The sequence below is a fragment of the Streptomyces sp. NBC_01426 genome (genome assembly GCF_036231985.1).
GTDB lineage: Bacteria > Actinomycetota > Actinomycetes > Streptomycetales > Streptomycetaceae > Streptomyces.
Genome location: NZ_CP109500.1, coordinates 6389748 through 6411805 on the forward strand (window position 1 = coordinate 6389748; position 22058 = coordinate 6411805).

At 73.8% G+C, this 22058-nt stretch carries 18 protein-coding genes; 9 read left to right on the forward strand and 9 right to left on the reverse strand.

The features are described from left to right. Positions 1-95 precede the first annotated feature (95 nt). Both OG906_RS28565 and OG906_RS28570 read left to right on the forward strand, forming a co-directional pair. Complete coding sequence (locus tag OG906_RS28565) at positions 96-2597, forward strand: glycoside hydrolase family 3 C-terminal domain-containing protein (RefSeq protein ID WP_329446861.1); 2502 nt, start codon at positions 96-98, stop codon at positions 2595-2597. Positions 2598-2654: 57 nt separating this feature from the next. Beyond that, a complete protein-coding gene (locus tag OG906_RS28570) occupies positions 2655-3401 on the forward strand; it encodes a DedA family protein (RefSeq protein WP_329446862.1) in 747 nt (248 codons plus the stop codon). A gap of 110 nt (positions 3402-3511) precedes the next feature. On the opposite strand, the gene OG906_RS28575 is transcribed toward OG906_RS28570, so the two are convergent. After that, a complete protein-coding gene (locus OG906_RS28575; RefSeq protein ID WP_053683228.1) occupies positions 3512-4057 on the reverse strand; it encodes a gamma carbonic anhydrase family protein in 546 nt (181 codons plus the stop codon). Between the two features lie 131 nt (positions 4058-4188). On the opposite strand from OG906_RS28575, the gene OG906_RS28580 reads away from it, so the two are divergent. Further along, a complete protein-coding gene (locus OG906_RS28580; RefSeq protein WP_267798747.1) occupies positions 4189-4953 on the forward strand; it encodes an acyltransferase in 765 nt (254 codons plus the stop codon). A gap of 7 nt (positions 4954-4960) precedes the next feature. Here OG906_RS28580 and OG906_RS28585 read toward each other — a convergent pair whose 3' ends face one another. After that, complete coding sequence (locus OG906_RS28585; RefSeq protein ID WP_329446865.1) at positions 4961-5827, reverse strand: DMT family transporter; 867 nt, start codon at positions 5825-5827, stop codon at positions 4961-4963. Between the two features lie 110 nt (positions 5828-5937). Here OG906_RS28585 and OG906_RS28590 point away from each other — a divergent pair, with 110 nt between their 5' ends. After that, complete coding sequence (locus tag OG906_RS28590; protein ID WP_267798745.1) at positions 5938-6516, forward strand: helix-turn-helix domain-containing protein; 579 nt, start codon at positions 5938-5940, stop codon at positions 6514-6516. Between the two features lie 101 nt (positions 6517-6617). Here OG906_RS28590 and OG906_RS28595 read toward each other — a convergent pair whose 3' ends face one another. Beyond that, a complete protein-coding gene (locus tag OG906_RS28595) occupies positions 6618-7022 on the reverse strand; it encodes a CoA-binding protein (protein WP_329446866.1) in 405 nt (134 codons plus the stop codon). Positions 7023-7166: 144 nt separating this feature from the next. Here OG906_RS28595 and OG906_RS28600 point away from each other — a divergent pair, with 144 nt between their 5' ends. From OG906_RS28600 to OG906_RS28610, 3 genes are all read left to right on the forward strand, one after another. Further along, entirely contained in the window at positions 7167-7793 is a 627-nt protein-coding gene (locus tag OG906_RS28600) for a YigZ family protein (protein ID WP_329446868.1), read from the forward strand. Between the two features lie 118 nt (positions 7794-7911). Then, on the forward strand, positions 7912-9081 hold the full coding sequence (locus OG906_RS28605) for an exonuclease SbcCD subunit D (protein WP_329446870.1): 1170 nt from the start codon (positions 7912-7914) through the stop codon (positions 9079-9081). Next, positions 9078-12089 carry an SMC family ATPase gene (locus tag OG906_RS28610; protein WP_329446872.1) on the forward strand — a complete coding sequence of 1004 codons (3012 nt, stop codon included), beginning with the start codon at positions 9078-9080 and terminating at the stop codon, positions 12087-12089. The genes OG906_RS28605 and OG906_RS28610 overlap by 4 nt, the downstream gene beginning before the upstream one ends. On the opposite strand, the gene OG906_RS28615 is transcribed toward OG906_RS28610, so the two are convergent. After that, positions 12079-12525 (reverse strand): Lrp/AsnC family transcriptional regulator, encoded by a 447-nt coding sequence (locus OG906_RS28615; RefSeq protein WP_267798739.1) that lies wholly within the window; start codon positions 12523-12525, stop codon positions 12079-12081. The genes OG906_RS28610 and OG906_RS28615 overlap by 11 nt on opposite strands. A gap of 94 nt (positions 12526-12619) precedes the next feature. Between OG906_RS28615 and OG906_RS28620 the strand changes: the two genes are divergently transcribed. Then, on the forward strand, positions 12620-13135 hold the full coding sequence (locus OG906_RS28620; protein WP_329446875.1) for a rhodanese-like domain-containing protein: 516 nt from the start codon (positions 12620-12622) through the stop codon (positions 13133-13135). An 86-nt stretch (positions 13136-13221) separates the two neighbouring features. Here OG906_RS28620 and OG906_RS28625 read toward each other — a convergent pair whose 3' ends face one another. From OG906_RS28625 to OG906_RS28640, 4 genes are all read right to left on the reverse strand, one after another. Continuing rightward, on the reverse strand, positions 13222-14928 hold the full coding sequence (locus tag OG906_RS28625) for a DUF885 domain-containing protein (protein WP_329446877.1): 1707 nt from the start codon (positions 14926-14928) through the stop codon (positions 13222-13224). Between the two features lie 95 nt (positions 14929-15023). Beyond that, positions 15024-16481: a GNAT family N-acetyltransferase gene (locus tag OG906_RS28630; RefSeq protein WP_329446878.1), complete on the reverse strand. Its 1458-nt coding sequence runs from the start codon at positions 16479-16481 to the stop codon at positions 15024-15026. A gap of 120 nt (positions 16482-16601) precedes the next feature. Continuing rightward, the gene (locus tag OG906_RS28635; protein WP_329446880.1) at positions 16602-18200 is read right to left on the reverse strand and encodes an alkaline phosphatase D family protein; all 1599 of its coding nucleotides are present in this window, start codon (positions 18198-18200) and stop codon (positions 16602-16604) included. Positions 18201-18306: 106 nt separating this feature from the next. Beyond that, positions 18307-19239 carry an alpha/beta fold hydrolase gene (locus OG906_RS28640; RefSeq protein ID WP_329446882.1) on the reverse strand — a complete coding sequence of 311 codons (933 nt, stop codon included), beginning with the start codon at positions 19237-19239 and terminating at the stop codon, positions 18307-18309. Positions 19240-19593: 354 nt separating this feature from the next. Between OG906_RS28640 and OG906_RS28645 the strand changes: the two genes are divergently transcribed. Continuing rightward, positions 19594-20352, forward strand: a complete 759-nt coding sequence (locus OG906_RS28645) for a GntR family transcriptional regulator (protein WP_267798729.1) — start codon at positions 19594-19596, stop codon at positions 20350-20352. A 511-nt stretch (positions 20353-20863) separates the two neighbouring features. On the opposite strand, the gene OG906_RS28650 is transcribed toward OG906_RS28645, so the two are convergent. After that, positions 20864-22021, reverse strand: a complete 1158-nt coding sequence (locus OG906_RS28650) for an ROK family transcriptional regulator (protein ID WP_267798728.1) — start codon at positions 22019-22021, stop codon at positions 20864-20866. Positions 22022-22058 lie beyond the last annotated feature (37 nt).

The following is a 22058-nucleotide window of genomic DNA, read 5'->3' on the forward strand; positions in this document are numbered from 1 at the left end:
TCCGGGCGAACCCGGCGGCGCCCCGGCGCACAGTGGGCGCGGGAGCGGTCCGGCGCGGGCCGCTCCCGCCGATGCCGACGCCGCAGGGAGCGCCCATGAGCGAGGCAGTGTCCAGACGTTCCGCGGTGCGCCTGCTCGGCGCCCTGGGCACCACGCTCGCCACCGCCGGTTGTGTGGCCGCCGTACCGCCCCGGGCCGCGCCCCGCAAGGCGCCCCCCGCTGCGGGACCCGCCGGGCAGCGGGCCGGCACGGCCCGGATCGACGCCCTGCTGGGCCGGCTCACCCTCGACGAGAAGACCGCCCTGCTGCACGGGACCCCGGACCCCGCCCCGCTCGGCCAGGCCGGCCACGTGCCCGGCGTACCCCGGCTCGGCGTCCCGGCCCTGCGGCTCGCCGACGGACCCGCCGGCGTCCGCGTCGCCGCACGCGCCACCGCCCTGCCCGCGCCCGTGCTGCTGGCCTCCGCCTTCGACCCCGCGCTCGCCCGGGAGTACGGCCGGGTCCTCGGCCGCGAGGGCCGCGCGCTGGGCCAGGACGTGCTGCTCGCCCCCATGGTCAACCTGATCCGCACCCCCTTCGCCGGGCGCAACTTCGAGACCTTCGCCGAGGACCCGAGGCTCACCGCCGACCTGGTCACCGAACTCGTCCGGGGCATCCAGGACGAGGGAATGATCGCCACCGTCAAGCACTTCGCCCTCAACAACCAGGAACGCGGCCGCGACACCATCGACGTCGTCGTCTCCGAACAGACCCTCCACGAGACCGAACTGAGGGGATTCGAGGCGGCGGTCGCCGCCGGCGTCGGCGCGGTGATGGGCGCGTACAACAAGGTCAACGGGGTCTACGCCTGCGAGAACAAGGCGCTCCTGGACGAACTGCTGCGCGGCCGCTGGGGATTCGACGGCTGGGTGGTCTCCGACTGGGGCGCCACCCACGGCACCGTCGGTTCCGTCAACGCGGGCCTCGACATGGAGATGCCCGGCGGCACCCACTACGGGGCCCCGCTGCGCGAGGCGGTGAGCGGCGGCTCGGTGTCACAGGACACCGTGGACCTCGCCGTACGTCGGATCCTGACCACCATGGACCGCTTCGGACTGCTCGCCGAACATCCCGCCGCCCGCCCCGCACGCGACGCCCCCGCCGGGGCCCGGTTCGCCCGCAAGGCCGCCACCGCGGGGGCGGTGCTGCTGCGCAACGAACACGGCACCCTGCCGCTGACCGGGGCGGCGGCCCGCTCGATCGCCGTGATCGGCCCGACCGGTCAGGTGCCCTTCGTCGGCGGCGGCGGCAGCGCGCACGTGGTCCCCGACGCGGCCGAGGCCCCGCTCACCGCCATCAAGCGGCGCGCAGGGAACGGGGCGAGCGTCCGTCACGTGCTCGGCGAGGACGTGTACGGCCGGACGCTCCCGCCCACCCTGCTGACGCCGCCCGTCGATCTGGACGACCGCGGCGTGGACGCCGGGCGCCGCTGGAGCCACGAGGGGACGTTCACCCTGGCCTCGGACGACGAGTGGACGCTGATCGTCCACTACGCCGGCAAGCGGCCGGTCGTACGCCTCGACGGGGAGGACCTGTTCCCCGTACGCCAGGGCGTCGCCGAGTACTTCGCGGGCGGGCTGCTCGGCGCCTCTCCCGACGGGCTGACCGTCCGGCGCCGCACCCTCGCCCTCAAGGCCGGCGTCCACCGCCTCGCGGTCACCGCGGAGGGCGGGGACAAGGGCCTGCGCTTCCGGCTGCGGCACACCACCCGCACCGGCCGGGCCGCCGACGTCGCCGAGGCCGTCAAGGCCGCCGAAGAGGCCCACAGCGTGGTGCTGTTCGCGTACGAGGACGCCACCGAGGGCCGCGACCGCACCTCGCTCGCGCTGCCGGGCGGACAGGCCGCGCTGATCGAGGCCGTCACCGCCGTCAACCCGCGCACGACCGTGGTCCTCAACACCTCCTCCAGCACCACCATGCCCTGGCTCGCGCGGACCGGGGCGGTCCTCCAGATGTACTACCCGGGGCAGGAGGGGGCGGGCGCGACCGCCGACCTGCTCTTCGGGGACGTCGACCCGGGCGGCCGGCTGACGCAGACGTTCCCGGTCGACGAACGGGCGACCCCGGCCGGCGGGGACCCGCGGCGCTACCCGGGCGTCGGCGGCCGGCAGGAGTACACCGAGGGCGTGCACGTCGGCCACCGCTGGTACGACGCGCAGAAGGTGGAGCCGCTGTTCCCCTTCGGGCACGGGCTCTCGTACACGACGTGGGCGTACGAGAAGCTCGCCGTGCGCCCCGGGCGCGGCGGGCTGCGCGTGGAGTTCACGGTCCGCAACACCGGCCGCCGCAAGGGCGTGGAGGTGGCGCAGGTGTACCTGGGACCGGCCGGCTCGCTGCGCCTGGACCAGCCGGTGCGCGTCCTGGCCGGGTACCGCCGGCTGACCCTGGCCCCGGGGCAGGCGCAGCGGGTCACCGTCGACATCGACGCCCGGACGCTGTCGTCCTGGGACCCGGACCAACAGACCTGGGTGGTGGGTTCAGGCCCGCGCGAGGTGTTCGCTGGCCGTTCCTCGCGTGAACTGCCACTGAGGGCGAGGGCCGTCGTGGCGAGCCGATAGGCTGCCCGTTCGGCGTGTCACAGGGGGCGCGCCGAAGATGATCTGGAGGACGTACCGGTGCACATCCAGGAATGGCTGGAGACGATTCCGGCGGTCAGTGTCTATCTCCTGGTGGGGCTGGTCATCGGACTGGAGAGCCTGGGCATCCCACTGCCCGGGGAGATCATCCTGGTCAGTTCGGCCCTGTTGGCCTCGCAGCACGGCGAGATCGACCCGGTGGTGCTGGGGCTCTGCGCGATCACCGGGGCCATCGTGGGCGACTCCATCGGGTACGCCATCGGCCGGCGCGGCGGAAAGCCGCTGCTGGAGAAGCTCGGCCGGCGCTTCCCGAAGCACTTCGGGCCGGAACACGTGGCGCTGGCGGAACGCTCCTTCGACAAGTGGGGCATGTGGGCCGTCTTCTTCGGCCGGTTCGTGGCGCTGCTGCGCATCTTCGCCGGACCGCTGGCGGGCGTGCTGCGCATGCCGTACTGGCGCTTCCTCGTCGCGAACATCCTGGGCGGCATCCTCTGGGCCGGCGGCACCACCGCCGTCATCTACTCCGTCGGGATCGTCGCCGAGCCGTGGCTGAAGCGGTTCTCCTGGCTGGCCCTGGCGGTCGCCCTGCTCTTCGGGCTGGCGGTGACATTGGTGGTGCGCGGCCGGATGAAGAAGGCCGCGGCCCAGCTGCGGGAGACGGAGTCCGACGTTCCTGCCGGGCGGACGCCCGCGGCCCGGTCCTCCGAGTCGACCGAGCCGTCGGCGGCGCCGGCCTCCTCGGCCTCTTCGACCTCGACTTCGACTTCGGCGAGGACGTCGGACTGACACCCCGATCCGCCGGGCCCCCGTCCGTCGGCCCGCGCGGGCGTCGGCCCGCGCGGGCGTCGGCCCGCGCGGGCGGCGGTCCGCGCGGGCGGCGGTCCGGCGCAACCGCGTCAGGCGTCGGGGGTCACCGAGGCGCGGTGCTGCTTGGCGAGTTCCGTGTACATCAGGGCGTTGACCTTGATCCCCTCGCGCTCCTCCTCGGTGAGCTCGCGCCGCACCTTGGCCGGCACGCCCGCGACCAGGGAGCCCGGCGGGACCACCATCCCCTGCGGGACCAGTGCCTGCGCGGCCACCAGCGAACCGGCGCCGATCACCGCGCCGTTCAGCACGGTGGCGCCCATCCCGATGAGGCAGTCGTCCTCGACGGTGCAGCCGTGCACCACCGCGTTGTGGCCGATGGAGACGCGCGCGCCGATGGAGACCGGGAAGCCGGGGTCCACGTGGATCGTGCAGTTGTCCTGCACGTTGCTGTCGGCGCCGAGCGCGATCGGGCCGCAGTCCGCGCGCAGCACCGCCGAGTACCAGACGCTCGCGCCGGCGGCGAGGGTCACGTCGCCGATCACCGCCGAGGTGGGCGCCGTGAAGGCGGTGGGATCGATGACCGGCTGCCGTCCGCCCACACCCGCGACGAGTGCCTGGGCCGCCTGCTGCGTCATGTTCTCTTTCCTCTGTTCCGTGGTCCGCTGTCTGCCGCGCTGACAGCACGGTAGGCCACCTCCCGCGCGGGCCCGGGGATGGGGTGAAGATCACGGCGCGCTACCGGCGGCCGGCAGGCTACGGTGACCGGGTGCCGAAGAACCAGAACACGTTCTCATCCCTGCGGCGTCGGGTGGTCAACCGCGCCGTCCACGCGGGCTGGCGCTGGATGCAGCGGGCCGGCGCCGTCACCGCCGAGACCCCCGGACGGCTGCGCTTCGGCGCCATCGGGCCCGCCACCCGTCTCGCCTTCCCCCAGGGCACGATCTTCGGCGAACCCTGGATCAGGCTCGGGGACCACTGCATCATCGCCGAACAGGTCACCCTGACCGCCGGGATGATGCCCGACCTCGACCTGGGCCCGGACCCGATGCTCGTCCTCGGCAACGGCGTGGTGCTCGGCCGGGGCAGCCACGTCATCGCCGACACCCGGATCACCATCGGGGACGACACCTTCTGCGGGCCCGGGGTCTACATCACCTCCACCAACCACAGCTACGACGACCCGCACGAACCCGTCGGCAAGCAGTGGCCGCGCAGCGCCCCGGTGGAGATCGGCCCGGGCTGCTGGCTGGGGACGGGCGCGGTGATCCTCCCCGGCGCGCGGCTGGGCCGCAACGTGGTGGTGGCCGCGGGGGCCGTCGTACGGGGCGAGGTGCCCGACCACGCGGTGGTGGCGGGGGCGCCGGCGCGGATCGTGCGGCGCTGGGAGCCGGAGACGGGCTGGCAGCCGCCGCTGCGCACGCCCACGCCGGTGCCGATAGCGGACGGGGTCACGCCCGGGCAGTTGCGGGCACTGGCCGAACTGGCGGAGGCGGAGCAGCGCACGTCCGAGACCGCGGGCGACCCGGCGTAGCGGGCCGCTACCCGGCGGCCAGCAGGACCGTGCCGGCCAGGGCCAGTCCGGCGCCCGCCGCCTGTACGGTCCGCAGCCGTTCCTTGAGCATCACGAACGCGGCCAGCGCGGTGATCACCGGGTAGAGCGAGGAGAGCACGGCGGCCACGGTGACCGGGCCGCTCTGCGCGGCGACGGAGTACGTGCCGTTCGCCGCGACGTCCGCGAGGCCGACGAAGGCCAGCGCCGGCAGCAGTCCCCACAGGATCGCGCGCCCGCCGTCCGTCGGAAGGGCGGGGGCGCCGCGCCGGGTCCGCACCCACAGGGCCGCGCCGCCGGCGGCCACGTTCGTCACCCGCTGGACGAAGAGGGCCAGGAACAGGCCGGCCAAGGTGGTGGAGGCGTGCGAGATCAGGGCCATCACCGCGCCGAACCCGAAGGCCGCCACCAGGGTGAGCGCGACGGCCCGGCGCTGTACGGGTGCTCCCCGCAGCTCGGGGCCGCCGGCGAGGACGATGCCCCCGACGGCCACGGCTATCCCGGCGAACTGGCCGAGCCCCGGCCGCTCGCCCAGCGCCAGCCCGGCCCCGACCGGCACGATCACGCCGAGCGAACCCAGCGGGGACACCACGCCCATCGGCCCGAGCGCCAACGCCTCGTAGAAGGCGAGCATCGCCAGGGGGCCGACCAGGCCGGCCCCGACGGCGAACCACAGCTGGGACCCGGCCTCGTGCCAGGCGCCGGTGGCCAGGACCACGGCGCCCAGCACGACGACGGCGACGACCTGCGAGACCACGACCACCGTGAGCGCCGGCAGCCGGCGGGTCAGCAGCCCGCCGCCGAAATCGGCGAGGCCCCACAGCACGGCTGTGGCCAGGGCGAACAGGGTGGTCATGGCAAGACCTCGCAGTACAGTGCAGTGAACGATGAAGTACAGCGCACCATAGTCCACTCCATTGGACGCTGTCAGTCAGAATATTGGACCACGAGTGTGGGGGCGATACGTTGTCGGACCTAGAGGAGCTCACCCAGGCCCTCGCGCGGAACCTCAGGCGATGGCGCGGTGAGCGGGGCTTCACCCTGGATGCCCTGGCGGCCCGGGCCGGGGTCAGTCGCGGGATGATCATCCAGATCGAGCAGGCCCGGACCAACCCCAGCGTCGGCACCACCGTCAAACTGGCCGACGCGCTCGGCGTCAGCATCACGACCCTGCTCGACCGCGACCGCAGCCCGCAGGTGCAGGTGGTGCTGCCGGGCCAGGGGGTGCGAATGTGGTCCACCGAGGGCGGCAGCGGCGCCACCATGCTGCTCGGCGACGACCGACGCGGGCCGCTGGAGGTGTGGACCTACCTCCTGGAACCCGGCGAGGGCACCGACTCCGACCCCCACCCGTCGGGGACCCTGGAGATGCTCCACGTCACGGCGGGCACCCTCACCCTCCTCGTCGACGGGGAGGAGTACACGGTGCCCGCGGGAGGAGCCGTCTCCTTCGAGGGGAACGTCCCGCACACCTACCGCAACGACGGGACCGAGCCCATGGCGATGACCATGGCGGTCTCGATCCCGCCGGTGACCGGTCCGTGAAGGCTCACGAGCGGTGACGGTTCGGGCGGTCGGAGTGCCTGCGGTGAGGGCTCGCGCGGTGACGACTCACGTGTCGTGAACCCGTCCGGCCGGTCGGGCGGTCAGAGCGCCGGGATCTCGATCGCCGGGCAGCGGTCCATGACCATGTCCAGGCCGGCCTCGCGGGTCCGGGCGTAGGCCTCCGCGTCGATCACGTCCAACTGGAACCAGACCGCCTGCGCCCCGACGGCCACGGCCTCGTCGGCCACCGCGCCGGCGAGGGCGCTGTTCACGAAGACGTCCACCACGTCCACCTTGAAGGGGATCTCGCCGAGCGAGGCGTAGCCCTGCTCGCCGTGCACGGTCTCCGCCTTGGGATGCACGGGGATCACGCGCTTGCCGAACCGCTGGAGCACCCGGGCCACGCCGTGGGCCGCCCGGTCCTCGTTGTTGGACAGGCCCACCACGGCCCAGGTGTCACCGAGTTCGGTGAGGATCTTGCGGATGGTCGTGGGGTCGCCGTACACGTGTGCCGCCTCCTGCTGCTCCGGTGCTGCGCGCGGACCGGCCCGATGCCGTCCCGCACGTCGGTCAACCGTCGGGACGCGGGTCCGATTCCCGGGCCCGATGGGCGGCCGGAAAGACCCTTGGCCACGGCTTAGGGTGGAACGGTGACGGCAGACCAGTACGTGACGGTGGCCCGCGAGGGCGTGCACGAGTCCGAGATCAACCGCTCGCGGTTCCTGTGCTCGCTCGCGCCCGCCGCGACCGAGCAGGAGGCGCAGGCGTTCATCGCGCGCGTCCGCAAGGAACACCCCACCGCCTCGCACAACTGCCACGCCTACGTGATCGGCGCCGACTCCTCGGTCCAGAAGGCGAGCGACGACGGAGAACCCGGCGGCACCGCCGGGGTCCCCATGCTCCAGATGCTCACCCGACGCGACATCCGCTACGCGGTCGCCGTCGTCACCCGCTACTACGGCGGCGTGAAACTCGGCGCCGGCGGCCTCATCCGCGCCTACGGCGGAGTCGTCGGCGAGGCGCTCGACGCCCTCGGCACCGTGACCCGCCGGCGCTACCGACTGGCCACCGTCACCGTCGACCACCAGCGCGCCGGCAAGACCCAGAACGACCTGCGCTCCACCGGCCGCACCGTGGTCGACCTGCGCTACGGGACCGCGGTGGAGATCGAGGTCGCGATCCCCGAGGCCGACCTGCCCGCTTTCCAGGCCTGGCTCGCCGACAGCACCGCGGGCAGCGCCACCCTCACCCTGGGCGGGGAGACGTACGCGCCCTGACGGCGGGGTGCGGGCACCCCGAACACGTCCTTCGCGGGCCCGGTGACGGGTTAGCGTAGAGGGGGCACAGGGCCAGAGGGCGACCAGGGGGAGACGGCATGCGCGGCGGGGCCGGCGAGTGAAGTTCCTGCACACCTCCGACTGGCACCTCGGACGCTCCTTCCACCGCGTGAACATGCTCGGAGCCCAGGCCGCCTTCATCGACCACCTCGTCGCGACCGTCGAGGAACACGAGGTCGACGCCGTCCTCGTCGCCGGCGACATCTACGACCGGGCCGTGCCCCCGCTGCCGGCCGTCGAGCTGTACGACCGGGCCCTGCACCGGCTGGCCGAACGCGGCGTACCGACCGTGATGATCTCCGGGAACCACGACTCCGCCCGCCGCCTCGGTGTCGGCGCCGGGCTGATCGACCGGGCCGGGATCTTCCTGCGGACCGACCCGGCCGGCTGCGCCGAACCCGTGGTGCTGTCGGACACCCACGGGGACGTGGCGCTGTACGGACTGCCCTACCTCGAACCGGCGCTGGTGAAGGACACCCTGGGGGCGGACCGGGTCAGCCACGAGGCCGTGCTGGGCGCGGCGATGCGCCGGATCCGGGCCGACCTCGCCGGCCGGGCCCCCGGCACCCGCTCGATCGTCCTCTCCCACGCCTTCGTCACCGGGGGGACGGCCAGCGACAGTGAGCGCGACATCACCGTCGGAGGGGTCGAGGCCGTGCCCGCCGACGTCTTCGCCGGGGTGGACTACGCCGCACTCGGCCACCTCCACGGCTGCCAGACGATCAACGAACGGGTCCGCTACTCGGGTTCCCCGCTGGCCTACTCCTTCTCCGAGGCCGACCACCGCAAGACGATGTGGCTGATCGACCTCGGCGCGCACGGGCAACTGGCGAGCACCGAACGGATCGAGACCCCCGTCCCGCGCCCCCTCGCCCGGATCCGCGGCCGACTGGACGACCTGCTCGCGGACTCCGCGCTCACCATGCACGAGGACTCCTGGATCGAGGCCACCCTCACCGACGCCGTCCGGCCCGAGGACCCCATGGCGCGCCTCGCCGCCCGCTTCCCGCACACCCTCAGCCTCGCCTTCGACCCCGAGGGTCGCGAGGAGGACGGCGGGATCTCCTACGCCCAACGGCTCAAGGGCCGCAGCGACCAGGAGATCGCCGAGGACTTCGTCGCCCACGTGCGCGGCGGCGGATCCGCCGACGAGGCCGAACGGGCCGTGCTCCAGGGCGCCTTCGACGACGTACGGGCCCAGGCCCGGCACGAGGAGACCGCCCGATGAGGCTGCACCGACTCAAGGTCACCGCCTTCGGCCCCTTCGCGGAACCCCAGGAGATCGACTTCGACGCCCTGTCCGGCGCCGGCGTCTTCCTCCTGCACGGCCCCACCGGAGCGGGCAAGACCTCCGTCCTCGACGCGGTCTGCTACGCCCTCTACGCCTCCGTGCCCGGCGTCCGCCAGAACCCCGGGAACAGTCTGCGCAGCGACCACGCGGCCCCCGAGACCCCCACCGAGATCACCCTCGAACTCACCGCGGGCGGCCGCCGCCTGGAGATCACCCGGCGGCCCGAACAGGACCGGCCGAAGAAACGCGGCACCGGCACGACCAAGGACAAGGCGCAGAGTTGGCTGCGCGAGTACGACGGCGAGAACTGGACCGCGCTGAGCCGCTCCCACCAGGAGATCGGCGAGGAGGTCGAACAACTCCTCGGCATGAGCCGCGACCAGTTCTGCCAGGTGGTGCTGCTGCCGCAGGGGGAGTTCGCCCAGTTCCTGCGGGCCGGCGCCGAGGCACGCGGCCGGCTGCTCGGGCGGCTCTTCGACACCCGCCGCTTCGCCGCCGTCGAGACGCTGCTCGCGGAACGCCGCCGGGCCGCCGAGGCCAAGGTGCGCGCCGGCGACGAGAAGGTCCTCCACACCGCGCAACGTCTCGCGCAGGCCGCCGGGGACGGCGCCGACCTGCGCGCCTGGCCGCTGCCCCGCCACCAGCCCGGCGACCCCGGCCTTGCCGAGGCGATCCGGGCCTGGGCGGCGATCGCACGGTGCGCCGCCCGGGAACGGCTGACCGTGGCCGAATACGCGCTCGCCGCCGTCGAGAGCCGGTACGCCGCCGCCCGGCGGGCCTCCGAGGACGCCCGGGAACTCGACCGGCTCCAGCGCCGGCACGCCGAGACCACCCGCCGGGCCGCCTTGTTCGCCGAGGCCGCACCCGAACGGGAGCGGGTCCGGGCCCTGCTGGACCGGGCCCGTCGGGGCGCCCTCGTCGCCCCGGCCTTGGAACTGCGCGGGGCCGCGGCCGCCGCCCACCTGACCGCCGCCCATGCGGAATCCCTCGCCCGCGCCGAACTCCCCCCGGCGCTCGCCGAGGCCGGCACGGAACAACTCGCCACCGTCGAGCAGCGGTTGCGCGAGGAACTCGGCGCGGTCGGCGCCGCCCAACGCGCCGAACAGCGCAGCGCCGAGATCGGCCGCGAACGCGCCACCCTCGACCGGGAGTCCCGGGACGCCGACGAGCAACACCAGGAATCCGCCGAGTGGCTCGCCCGCTGGGAGGCCACCCGGACCGCGCTGGTCGCCCGCGCCGACGCCGCCCAGCAGGCCGCCACGCTCGCCGAACAGCTCGCGGGCCGCCTGGAGCCCGCCCGGATGCACCTGAGCGCCGCCCGGCGACGCGACGCCCTGGCCGCCGACGCCGAAGCCGCCTCGGGAGACCTGCTCGCCGTGCGCGAGGAGTCCACCGCCGCACGGGAGCGTTGGCTGGAGCTGAAGGAGTCCCGGCTGCGCGGGATCGCCGCCGAGCTCGCCGCGGCGCTGGTGGCGGGGGAGCCCTGCACGGTGTGCGGATCGGCGGAGCACCCCGAGCCGGCCCGCCCCGCGCCCGGGCACGTGGACCGGGCCGCCGAGGACGCCGCCCACGCCCGCTTCGAGCAGGCCGAGGAGCGCAGGGCCGCCGTCGAGCGGAGACTGGCCGCCGTGCGGGAGGCCGAGTCCGAGGCCGCCGCCGCGGCCGGCGACGCCACCACCGCCGAACTGCTCGCGCGAAGCGCCGACCTGAGCTCCCGGCACGCGGCCGCCCACGCCGACGCCGCCGGACTGCACTCCGCCCGCGAGCGCCTCGCCCGCGCCGAGCAGGAGCACGCCGCGCGCAGCGCCGATCGGCTCGACGCCGAGCGCCGGGCCGCCGCGCGGGCCTCCCGCCGCGAGGCCCTCGAACGGGAACAGGCCTCCCTGGAGGCCGAACTGGTCGTCGTACGGGGCGACGCGCCCAGTGTCGCGGCCCGCGCCCGGATCCTGGAGGACCGGGTCCGGATGGTCACCGGCGCCGCCGCCTCGCTGCGCCGCGCCGAGGCCACCGCCGCCCGCCTGAAGGAAGCCGACGACCAGCTCGCCGACGCCGCCTTCAAGGCCGGCTTCGACACCACCGACGCGGCGGCCGACGCCGTGCTCCCGGAGTACGAACGCACCGCGCTCCAGCACCGGCTGGACTCCTGGCAGGCCGAGGAGGCCATGCTCGCCGACCGCCGCGGCGAGAGCGAGACCGCCGCCGCGGCGACCCTGCCCCCCGCCGACCCGTACACCGCCGAGGCGCACGCGGACGCGGCCGCCGCGAGGCTGCGTACGGCCGGCTCCGCCGTCGACGCCGCCCGGGTGCGCTGCGCCGAACTGGACCGGCTCTCCCGGCAGGCCGAGCAGGAACTGCGCGCCCTGGGCCCGCTGCGCGAGGCCTACGACCGGGTGGCCCGGCTCGCCGGACTCACCGCGGGCACCTCCGCCGACAACGAGCGCAAGATGCGGCTGGAGTCGTACGTGCTGGCCGCCCGACTGGAGCAGGTCGCCGCGGCCGCCACGGTGCGGCTGCTGCGCATGTCCGGCGGCCGCTACACGCTCGTCCACTCCGACGCGAAGGCGAGCGGCCGGGGCCGCTCCGGCCTGGGGCTCCACGTGGTGGACGCCTGGACCGGCATCGAGCGGGACACCGCCACCCTGTCCGGCGGCGAGACCTTCTTCGCCTCGCTCGCGCTCGCCCTCGGGCTGGCCGACGTGGTCACCGACGAGGCCGGCGGGATGCGCCTCGACACCCTGTTCATCGACGAGGGCTTCGGCAGCCTCGACGACCAGGCCCTGGACGAGGTCCTCGACGTACTGGACTCGCTGCGCGAGCGGGACCGGAGCGTCGGCATCGTGAGCCACGTTGCCGACCTGCGGACCCGGGTGCAGGCCCAGCTGGAGATCGTCAAGCAGCGCGGCGGCTCGGTGGTGCGCCACCGCACCGCCGGTCTCAGGGGCTGAGGGGCCGCCGCGACAGCGGGGACGAGTACACGATGCTCGTGGTGACGGACCCGAGCCCCGATATCCGGCCGGTGATCTCCTCCAGGTGCCGCATGGAACGCGCGGCCACCTTGAGCACGAAACAGTCGTCGCCCGTGACGTGGTGGGCCTCCAGGATGTCCGGCGTCGCCTCCAACAGATCGTTGAACGGCTTGTAGTTGCCGTGCGGATAACGCAGCCGAACCAGGGCGAGCACGGATTTGCCCAGCTTCTCCGGGTCCACCACGGCCGTGTACCCGGTGATCACGCCCGCCTCCTCCAGCCGCCGCACCCGCTCGGTGACGGCGCTCGCGGACATGGACACCGCCCGCGCGAGCTCGGCGAAACCGGCCCGACCGTTGTCTTGCAGGGCGGCCAGGATGCGCCAGTCGGTGGCGTCGGGGGAATAGTCGGTCATCACGCAGGTGTAGCAGGACAATCCCCGGCGATACAAGGGGAAGGCCGGGGAAACCGCCTTCCGAGGCCGATCGGCAGGTCATAGATTCCAGACCATGACGACGACACGGAACACCGAGGCCACGCCCACCACCACCCACCCCGTGCTCCGGGTTCCCCCGGCGAGCCCGGCCGCGGCGGCCGCCTACTTCGCCGCGAGCCTCGCCTTCCACGCGGACGTCTCCGACGTCGCCGCCGCGGTCACGGCCCACCGCGAGGAAGGCGTCGCACCGGGCTTCCAACTGGTCGACTCCCGCTCCACCGCGGCCTGGGACCAGGCGCACGTGCCCGGCGCGATCCACCTGCCCACCGCGCTCATTGCCGGGCAGGCCGACCAGCTCCTGGACAAGGACGTCCCGGTGGTCACCTACTGCTGGGGCCCCGGCTGCAACGGAGCCACCCGGTCCGCCCTGGCGCTCGCCGAACGCGGCTACCGGGTCAAGGAGATGCTCGGCGGCATCGAGTACTGGATCCGCGAGGGCTTCGAGGTCGAGACCTGGGAGGGGAACCGGCGGCGCGCCGAGGCCGACCCGCTGACCGCGCCCACGGACTCCGACGACTGCGGCTGCTGACCTCGCCCGTACGCGCCGACACGACGACGGGCCGCTCACCCGCGCAGGGGTGGGCGGCCCGTCGTCATCCGGGGGCGCGGCCGGGATCAGAGCTTCGAGAGCTCGTCCACCAGGTCGTCCAGCCCCAGCGAACCCTGCGACAGCGCCGCCATGTGCCACGCCTTCAGGTCGAAGGACTCGCCGTGCGCGGCGCGGGCGTTGTCCCGGCCCAGCAGCCAGGCGCGCTCGCCCAGCTTGTAACCGATGGCCTGGCCCGGCATCGACAGGTAGCGGGTCAGTTCGCTCTCGACGAAGTCGCCGGGCCGACCGCTGTGCAGGCCGAAGAACTCCTGCGCCAGCTCCACCGTCCACCGCTCGCCCGGGTGGAACGGCGAGTCCGCCGGGATGTCCAACTCCAGGTGCATGCCGATGTCCACGATGACGCGCGCGGCGCGCATCATCTGGCAGTCCAGGTAGCCCAACCGCTGCTCGGCGTCCTTCAGGTACCCGAGTTCGTCCATCAGGCGCTCGGCGTACAGGGCCCAGCCCTCGGCGTTGGCGCTCACCAGACCGACACTCGCCTGGTAGCGGGAGAGCTGGTCCGCGACGTGGGTCCACTGCGCCAACTGGAGGTGGTGACCCGGAACGCCCTCGTGGTACCAGGTCGAGACCAGGTCGTACACCGGGAAGCGGGTCTGGCCCATCGTCGGCAACCAGGTGCGCCCCGGGCGGGAGAAGTCCTCCGACGGGTTGGTGTAGTACGGGGCCGCCGCGCCGCCCGGCGGGGCGATCATCGACTCCACCTTCTTGACCCGCTCGGCGAGTTCGAAGTGGGTGCCGTCGAGGTTCTCGATGGCCTCGTCCATGAGGCCCTGCAACCAGGCACGCACCTCGTCGACGCCCTCGATGTGCGTGCCGTGCTCGTCCAGGTGCCGCAGCGCGTCCCACGGGTTCGAACCCGGAAGGATCTTGTCCGCCTCGGCCTTCATCTCGGCGAGCAGCCGGTGGTACTCCGACCAGCCGTAGGCGTAGGCCTCGTCCAGGTCCAGGTCCGTGCCGTTGAAGTACCGGGACCAGCGCGCGTAGCGCTCGCGGCCGACGGTGTCCGGGGCGTCCGCGACGGCCGGGGCGTACACCTCGCTCATCCAGTCGCGCAGCTCGACGACGGCCGTCGTGGCGGACGAGGCCGCCTCGTCCAGCTCGGCGCGCAGGGAGTCCGGGCCGTCCGCCGCGAACTTCCCGAAGAAGTCGCGCTCGCCGTCGCCGCCCTGACCGGCCCAGGTGGTGAGCTGGCCGATGAAGGTGGCGGTGGGGCGCGGGCCGCCGTACAGGCCTCGGTCCAAGCCCAGTTGCAGGCTCTCGCGGTAGCCGGCGAAGGCGGCCGGGACCGCCCGCAGCCGCTCGGCGATCGCCGCCCAGTCCTCCGCCGTGTCGGCGGGGGTCAGGGTGAAGATCTCCCGGACCGAATGCGCGGGGGAGTGGAGGTTGCTGACCGCGCGGAGGTCCTCGTCGGCCTCGTACACCCCGAGTTCCGCGATGAGGCGCTCGCGCAGCAGGCGCGCGCAGCGGCGCTCGGCGTCGGTGTCGGCGCCGGGCAGCCGCTCGGCGGCGTCGAGCCGGTCGAGGGTGGTGCGGGCCAGCTCGGCGACGGCCGCGCGACCGGCCGGGGAGAAGTCCGGGAGCCGGCGGGAACTCTCGGCGACGCCGAGGTAGGTGCCGGTGATCGGGTCGATGGCGATGAGGTCGTCGACGTACGCGTCGGCGACCTGGCGGGGCAGCCGACGGGCACGGTCACTGTGGAGGGTCTCTGACATACGGCCATCCTCGTATGTGAGACGCCCTCCCGGGAGGTCCGTACGCGACCGAGGGCCGCCCGCACACGCCGAACGGCCCTCGGCATCGCGCGGCGTCAGCCCTGGAGCCGCCGGGTCTCGTACGCGTGCTGCTCGCGCGGGGCCTCGTGGGACGGCCGGGAGCCGACGCGGGCGGCGTCCAGCCGGGCCGTGATCACCAGGGTGCCCTCCTCGATCTGGTAGTCGAGGGGCAGCCCGAGGCCGCGCATGGCCGCGACCATGCCGGTGTTGGAGGCCTGGGTGACGGCGTACACGCTGTCGCAGCCGGCGTCCACGGCCATCGACAGCAGGCGGCGCAGCAGTTCGGAGCCGATGCCGCGGCGCTGCCAGTCGTCCTCGATCAGCAGCGCCACCTCGGTCTCGTCGCCGTCCCACAGCAGGTGGCCGAGGGCGACGAGCTTGCCGGAGGCGGTGGTCGCGGCCAGCGTGCGACCGAACCGGGGGCTCAGCAAGTGGCCGAGGTAGCGATCGGCGTCGCCGATCGGGCCGTGGTAGCGCAGGCCCAGCGTGCGCTCGGAGCACCGGTCGTGCATCGCGCGGGCGGCGGACAGGTCGGAGCCGTCGGCCCGCCGCACGGTGATCTCGTTGCCCTCGGGCAGCGTCAACACGTCCTGGCTGCGCGGGACGCGCGGCCCGAGCCGGGCGTCGAGTTCCACCAGGGCCCGGGCGCGGGCGAACTCGGTCGGGGTGAAGGGCAGGTACGGGCGCTCCACGGTGATCGCGCCGCCCGAGGGGTCGCGCAGCCGCATCACCGTGGCCTCCAGGACCCCCTCGACGGGGGCGTCCGCGCCGGCGTTGGGGCGGCCGGAGAGCGTGGTCGCGGGGATCGAGTGGATCGTGCAGCGGCCGAGCAGTTGGCGCAGGGCGAGCGGCAGCTCGGCGGCGTCCAGCGCGGTCCGGGTGGCCAGTCCCAGCACCCGGGTCGGGGTGTCGACCAGGTCGTGGGCGTCGGCGCGCTCGATCCAGGTGCTGTGCCCGCCGGCCCCGGCGATGGCGCGGGTCAGGTCCGCGGAGGGCAACCGCTGCGGGGCGCGCAGCAGGAACTCGTCGACCGTGCCGCCCTCGGGGAGGGGATGCGTCTGCAACGTCAGGATGTCCACGCCGCTGCGGGCGAGCGCGGTGCAGATCGCGGCCAGGCTGCCGGGTTCGTCACGCACCGTCGTGCGCATCCGCCACAGGGCGGGCGTCGCCTTCGGGTCGGCGGGGGAACCGGCGCTCCCCCCGGCGGATGCGGCACGCGGCGCCGATGCCGCGGCCGGATCGGAGGGCGCGGTGCTCCCCGGAGGGGGCGCATGACTGTGCCGGCGTGCCCACCAGGTGTGGAAGGCGGCCGTGACCAGCAGCGCGATGGCCGAGGCAAGCAGCAGGATCGGGCCCCTGGGGCCGTGCACCACGAGATTGGCGATGCCGTCGGCGACCGCTACGGCGCAGAAGAGGGCGGCGAGTTCGACGACGTCACGACGCCAGTGGTGGCGGTGGGGACGCTGGGCGGAGGCAACATTACGGTCAGTCATGCACACCACTGTGGCGCAGGGGTGTTGCGTGATCACGAACGATCTGTGACCGACTGGTTAAGTGTCGATCCGCTCGGTCTGCCATGTTTCGAGGTGTTTCGGCCGGTGTTTCCGGCGAGGTCACGACTGCCCCACGCGCCCCGGTCGGAGCGTCCTGGTGAAGAGCACCCGACCTCCCTGCTGCCGCAGGCGCACGGTGAGCTCCCCACTGTCCCCCTCGATGTCGACCTCGCCGTAGTACGGCGGGTTCTCGGCGGGGGACATGTTGGCCACCGAGGCCGACTGGACGTATGCGGTCCGGGCCCCGAAGGTCGCGTCGAGGCGGCCCGCCGGGAAGGCGCCCGCGCCGATCGGGCCGGAGACAAACTCCCAGAAGGGCGCGAAGTCCGTGAAGGCGGCCCGCTCGGGCGCGTAGTGGTTGGCGGCCGTGTAGTGGACGTCGGCCGTGAGCCAGACGGTGCCCGTGATGCGTTGGTGCTTGATGTGGCGCAGGAGTTCGGCGATCTGGAGCTCCCTGCCGAGCGGGGCACCCGGATCGCCCTGGGCGACCGCCTCGAAGTCGGTGGCCCCGTCGGCCACGACGATGCCCAGCGGCATGTCCGCGGCGATCACCTTCCACGTCGCCCGCGAGCGCGACAGCTCGCGCTTGAGCCAGCCCAGTTGTTCCGGACCGAGGATGCCGATCGGGTCGACGGTCTGGGTGTCGGGGGAATTGGGGTTCCGGTAGGTCCGCATGTCGAGGACGAACACGTCCAGCAGCGGGCCGTGCCGCATCACCCGGTACATCCGCCCCTCGGCGCCCCCGCCGCGCAGATCGCTCACCGGGAAGTACTCCCCGAAGGCCTGACGGGCCCGAACGGCCAGGGTGTCGACGTCCTTGACGGTGTACCGGGGATCCTCGATCCGCTGCCCCGGATACCAGTTGTTGCGCACCTCGTGGTCGTCCCACTGGACCAGCACCGGGACCTGGGCGTTGAAGTCACGGAGGTTGCGGTCGAGCAGGTTGTAGCGGAAGTTCCCGCGGAACTCCGCCAGGGTCTCCGCGACCTTCGACTTCTCCTCGCTGGTGACGTTGCGCCAGATCGTCCCGTCGGGCCGGGGCACGGCGGCCTGGAGGGGACCGTCGGCGTAGATCGTGTCGCCGCTGAAGAGGAAGAAGTCGGGGTCCCGCAACCGCATCTCCTCGAAGACGCGGTACCCGCCGACCTCGGGGTTGATGCCCCAGCCCTGCCCCGCGAGGTCACCGGACCACAGGAAGCGCACGTCGTGGCGGCGGGACACCGGCGTGGTGCGGAACGTGCCGCGCACCGGCTCTCCGGTCCGACGGGGATCGGCGGGGTCCGCGAGCACGATCCGGTAGTGGATCTGCCGGCCGGGCGGCAGATCGCGCAGGGTGACGGTGCCGGTGAAGTCGGTGGCCGGACCGAGGAACGCGCCACCGTGGCGGCGCACGCCGTACCGGAACGACTCGCTCGGGGAGGTCTCGACGTACATCCGCGCGGGGCGGTCGGAGCGCGTCCAGACGGTGGCCGAATGGGCGGTGATCTCGCCGGACTGGGTGCCCCACAGGGCGTTCGGACGGCCGGAGAGGACGAGCGCGGGAGCCCGGCGCGGGGCGGCGAACGCCGGCGCGGCGAAGGCGCCGGACAGGACGAGCCCGGCCGGAACGGCGAGCGAACTGCCGAGCAGGGAACGTCGGGTGTGCGGCAGGGGTGCCATCGGTGCGTCTCCAGGGGCCGGCGGGGGCGGGCCGGACCAGTGTGTCGCCGCACACCGGCCCGGCCGCGTCGCCCACGCGAACCGCGGATGAACAGCCGCCGGCCGCTCACACGGCCTGCTGCGGCTCCCCGCCCCGCTGAGCGCCGCCCCGCTGCGCCCCGCTCCACGCCGCGGCGTCCGGTGTCCGGCCCGGTGTACCGCTCGACGCCTGGCGTGCGGTGTCGAGGATGACCCGGGAGACGAGGGCGGGGTCGTCGTTCATCGGGACGTGCCCACAGCCCGGGAGACGGACCAGCCGGGCGCCGGGGATGACGCGCTTGGCGCGCACGCCTTGCCGGCGCAGGAGGAGCCGGTCGTTGCCGCCCCAGGCGATGGTGACCGGCAGGCCCGGCACGTCGTCGGTGAAGAACACGGACCCGCCCGCCGCCAGGGTCTTCTCGAAGCCGGTGGCGTCGCGCAGGGCGAGGGTCTCGGCCACCACGGCCTCGGGAGCACGCCGCGCCGGGCGGGCGTAGATGGTCCCGGTCAGCGCGGCCCGCCCGGCACCGGTGCGCGAGAGCCGCTCCAGCGTGGGCCGCGGCAGCGCCCTCGCGCCGACGCGCATCGAGCGCAGGGCCGCGAAGGCGTACCGGCGCTCGGCCTGCGACCAGAAGCCGGCGGGGGACAGGGCGGTCACCGACCGTACGAGGTGCGTGCGCGCCATTTCGAGCGCGAGCAGCCCGCCGAGGGAGTTCCCCGCGACGTGCGGACGCTCCACGCCCAGCGCCGCGCAGAGGGAGCCGAGGGCCGGCGCGACGGTGGCCAGGTCGTAGGGGACGCCCGCGGGCAGGGGATCGGAGGCGCCGAAGCCCGGCAGGTCGACGGCGATGACCTCGTGCTCGGCGGCCAGGATGTCGATCACCGGGTGCCAGGCCTGGAGGTGGTGGCCGATGCCGTGGAGCAGGAGGAGCGGCTCGCCGGCGCCCTTGCGCTCGTAGGTGACGGTGGCGGGGCGGGGGCCGAGCGGCGAATCGATCGTGAACGAGACCGTGGCGGTCATGCTGCTCCTCGTCGGGCTGGACGCGTGTGAGACAGGCTGTCAGTAATGACTACCGCTCAGTAGCTTCCGCCGGCAAGTCCCCGCCGGGGATCGGGCGTTGGAATCCCCCGAACCCGCGGGGTCGCGAGGGTCGCCGGCGCGGCCGGGATCCGGGAGCGCGAACATCCCGTGAACGGGTTGCTACATATGCCCGATCTGCCCGACAAAGCGGCGAGGATTGGTCTTGACCAAGGTGGTGCGCCGTCCTATCGTCGCAGGGATAGTGCAGGAACCTTTAATAAACAAGGGCGCGGAACTGCGGTGCGGAACTGCCGCTGGTACACGGCGATTGCATCGATTGCAGGAGGAGTCAGGGTGGGGACCACGCAGCTCGAATCGGTGCCGGAGCCGAAGTACTGGCACCTGAAGACCGTCCTCAGCGAAGCACTCGACCGGGACTTCGCCGTCGGCGAGATCCTCCCCAACGAGCGCGAACTCGCCGCACGCTTCGGCGTCGCCCGCGCCACCCTGCGGCAGGCCCTCGAACAGCTCGAACTCGAAGGCCGCCTCCAGCGCCGGCGCGGCGTCGGCACCACCGTCGCCCCGCCGCGCGTCGGCGTCGCCGTCGGCGACACCGGCCACAGCTGGCCCGGCGAGAGCGGCGACGGCTGGGAAGCCACGGACGCCGTCGAGGCCGTGCCGCCGGCCGCCGTACTGAAACTCCTCGGTCCCGACTTCCCCGCCGACCAGCCCGTGCACATCGTGCGCCGGACCCGGGTCACCCAGGGCCAGGCCCTCGCCGCCGAGCTGCTGTACGTGCCGGCGCAGTCCGTGCCCGGACTCTCCGCCATCGACGCCCCGGCCGGCCCCGCCCGCGCCCGCGCCGTGATGCGCGAACTCCAGCGGCTCGTGCTCGACGGCCAGGACCGCTCCGTGGAGCTCGGCTCCGCCCGCGCCGACGACGCCAAGGAACTCGACCGGCTGCCCGGCGCCCCCGTGCTGCTCGTGACCACGCGCTACATCACCACCGCCGGGACGGCCGCCGTCGCGGTGGCCACCTACCGCGCCGACACCTGCCGCCTCACCTTCGGCGACTCGGGAGTCGAGATCACCGAAACCCGCGCCGCGTCCTGACCTGCTGTGCGTCTTGGCCTGCGGCGCGGTCCTGGCCAGCGGTGCGTTCTGGCCAGCGGCGCTTCCTGGCCTGCGGTGCGTCCTGACCTGCGGCGCTCCTCCCGGGGACTGCCTCCCGGGACGGCGGGGCCGTCACGGGGGCGCCCGGTCCGCCGCCGAGGCGGCGTGACGCTCCCGAGCCGGTGAGGTGCCCCGTGTGACGCGTGGCGTACGACGCATGAGGCGTGATGCGTGGCGTTCGACGCATGACGCGTGGCGTTCGACGCATGACGACCGCGACGCATGACGACACGACATCGGCCCGGCGCCCTGCGCGCCGGGCCGATGTCGTGTCTCGGATGCGTTCTCCGCCGGCGCAGGTCTGGCGGGTGGGACTGGAGCGCGGGCCGGGCGGCTGTGGCCGCCGCCAGGGGGCGGGAGCGCCTCACCACGCGCTCGGCCCGGAACGCGGGGGAGCACCCTAAGGGGCCCGGGATGGATCATGGCGGCGCAGGAGTCGACGGCGACGGCGTCAGCGGCGCCGGGCCGTCACCGTCTTCTCCACCGCGAACAGCTCCTCCTCGACGTGGTCCAAGGCCAGCCGCAGCGCCCCGGTGGCCACCGCCGCCTCACCGAGCAGCGACTGCTCCACCCGAGGCGGGCGCAGACAGTACCGCTCCAGCTCCCGGCGCAAGGGTTCCAGCACCCCGTCCAGCCCGGCAGCCCAACCGCCCACCACCACCAGTTCCGGATCCATCGCCAGGACCAGCGCGGCAACGTCGTGCACCAGTCGCTGGAGGAACCGTTCCACGGCGGCGACCGCCCGGGCGTCTCCCCGCCTGGCCATCGCGAACACCTCGGCCACGGCCGGCTCGTCCAGCGGGTGCAGCGGTTCGCCGGTGGTCGACAGCAGCTTCTCCGGTGTGACCTCGCGCCCCAGGAGGTGCAGGGCGCCGATCTCGCCGGCGGCTCCGCCGTAGCCGCGATGCAGTCGCCCGCCGATCAGCGAACCGGCGCCGGGGCTGAGGCCCGCCATCACGAACACCATGTCGTCGGTGTCCCGTGCCGCGCCCTTCCAGTGCTCGGCCACCGCTGCGGCGTTGGCATCGTTCTCCACCTGCACCGGACAGCGGAACGAGCGCCTCAACCTCTCGCCGAGCGGCAACCCGGTCCATCCCGGCAGGGCGGTCCCGAGGCGAACCGTCCCGTCCGCCTCCACGATTCCGGGACTGCCCACACCGACGGCCCGCAAGGAGTCCCGTGGCACACAGGAGCGCCGCAGCAGATCGGCCACCGCCGACCGGACGCGTTCCAGCCGCTCGTCCGCCGACGCGGACTCGGCGACCTCCTTGGTGCCCGCGCCGATCACCCGCCCATCGAGGCCGGACAGCAGGACGGCGATCCGGTGCGAGCCGATCTCGATGCCGAGCAGGTGTCCCGCCTCGGTCCGGAAACGGAAGCGCCTGGCCGGCCGGCCCTGTCGCCGTGCGCCCTCCTCGGCTTCGGCCTCCACCACGAGCCCCGTGCCGATCAAACCCTCCACCACACCTTCAACGGTCGGCCGGGAGAGCCCGGTGACCCGTGTGAGGTCGGTGAGGGTCGGCGATTCGGCCGCGCGCAGGGCCCGCAGCACCACGGCCGAATTGATCCGTCGGAGCAGAGAGGGGTCCCCGCCGGTCAGCTGCCCCAACGTGTGTCCTCCCAGCTAGCGGCCCTGTCAGCCGGAT

What these genes read in the sequence shown, in the direction of transcription:
- OG906_RS28565 (WP_329446861.1), top strand. Translation starts at nt 96, where the DNA reads ATGAGCGAGGCAGTGTCCAGACGTTCCGCGGTGCGCCTGCTCGGCGCC.
- OG906_RS28575 (WP_053683228.1), bottom strand. Translation starts at nt 4,057, where the DNA reads ATGACGCAGCAGGCGGCCCAGGCACTCGTCGCGGGTGTGGGCGGACGG.
- OG906_RS28585 (WP_329446865.1), bottom strand. Translation starts at nt 5,827, where the DNA reads ATGACCACCCTGTTCGCCCTGGCCACAGCCGTGCTGTGGGGCCTCGCC.
- OG906_RS28610 (WP_329446872.1), top strand. Translation starts at nt 9,078, where the DNA reads ATGAGGCTGCACCGACTCAAGGTCACCGCCTTCGGCCCCTTCGCGGAA.
- OG906_RS28615 (WP_267798739.1), bottom strand. Translation starts at nt 12,525, where the DNA reads ATGACCGACTATTCCCCCGACGCCACCGACTGGCGCATCCTGGCCGCC.
- OG906_RS28620 (WP_329446875.1), top strand. Translation starts at nt 12,620, where the DNA reads ATGACGACGACACGGAACACCGAGGCCACGCCCACCACCACCCACCCC.
- OG906_RS28625 (WP_329446877.1), bottom strand. Translation starts at nt 14,928, where the DNA reads ATGTCAGAGACCCTCCACAGTGACCGTGCCCGTCGGCTGCCCCGCCAG.
- OG906_RS28630 (WP_329446878.1), bottom strand. Translation starts at nt 16,481, where the DNA reads ATGACTGACCGTAATGTTGCCTCCGCCCAGCGTCCCCACCGCCACCAC.
- OG906_RS28635 (WP_329446880.1), bottom strand. Translation starts at nt 18,200, where the DNA reads ATGGCACCCCTGCCGCACACCCGACGTTCCCTGCTCGGCAGTTCGCTC.
- OG906_RS28640 (WP_329446882.1), bottom strand. Translation starts at nt 19,239, where the DNA reads ATGACCGCCACGGTCTCGTTCACGATCGATTCGCCGCTCGGCCCCCGC.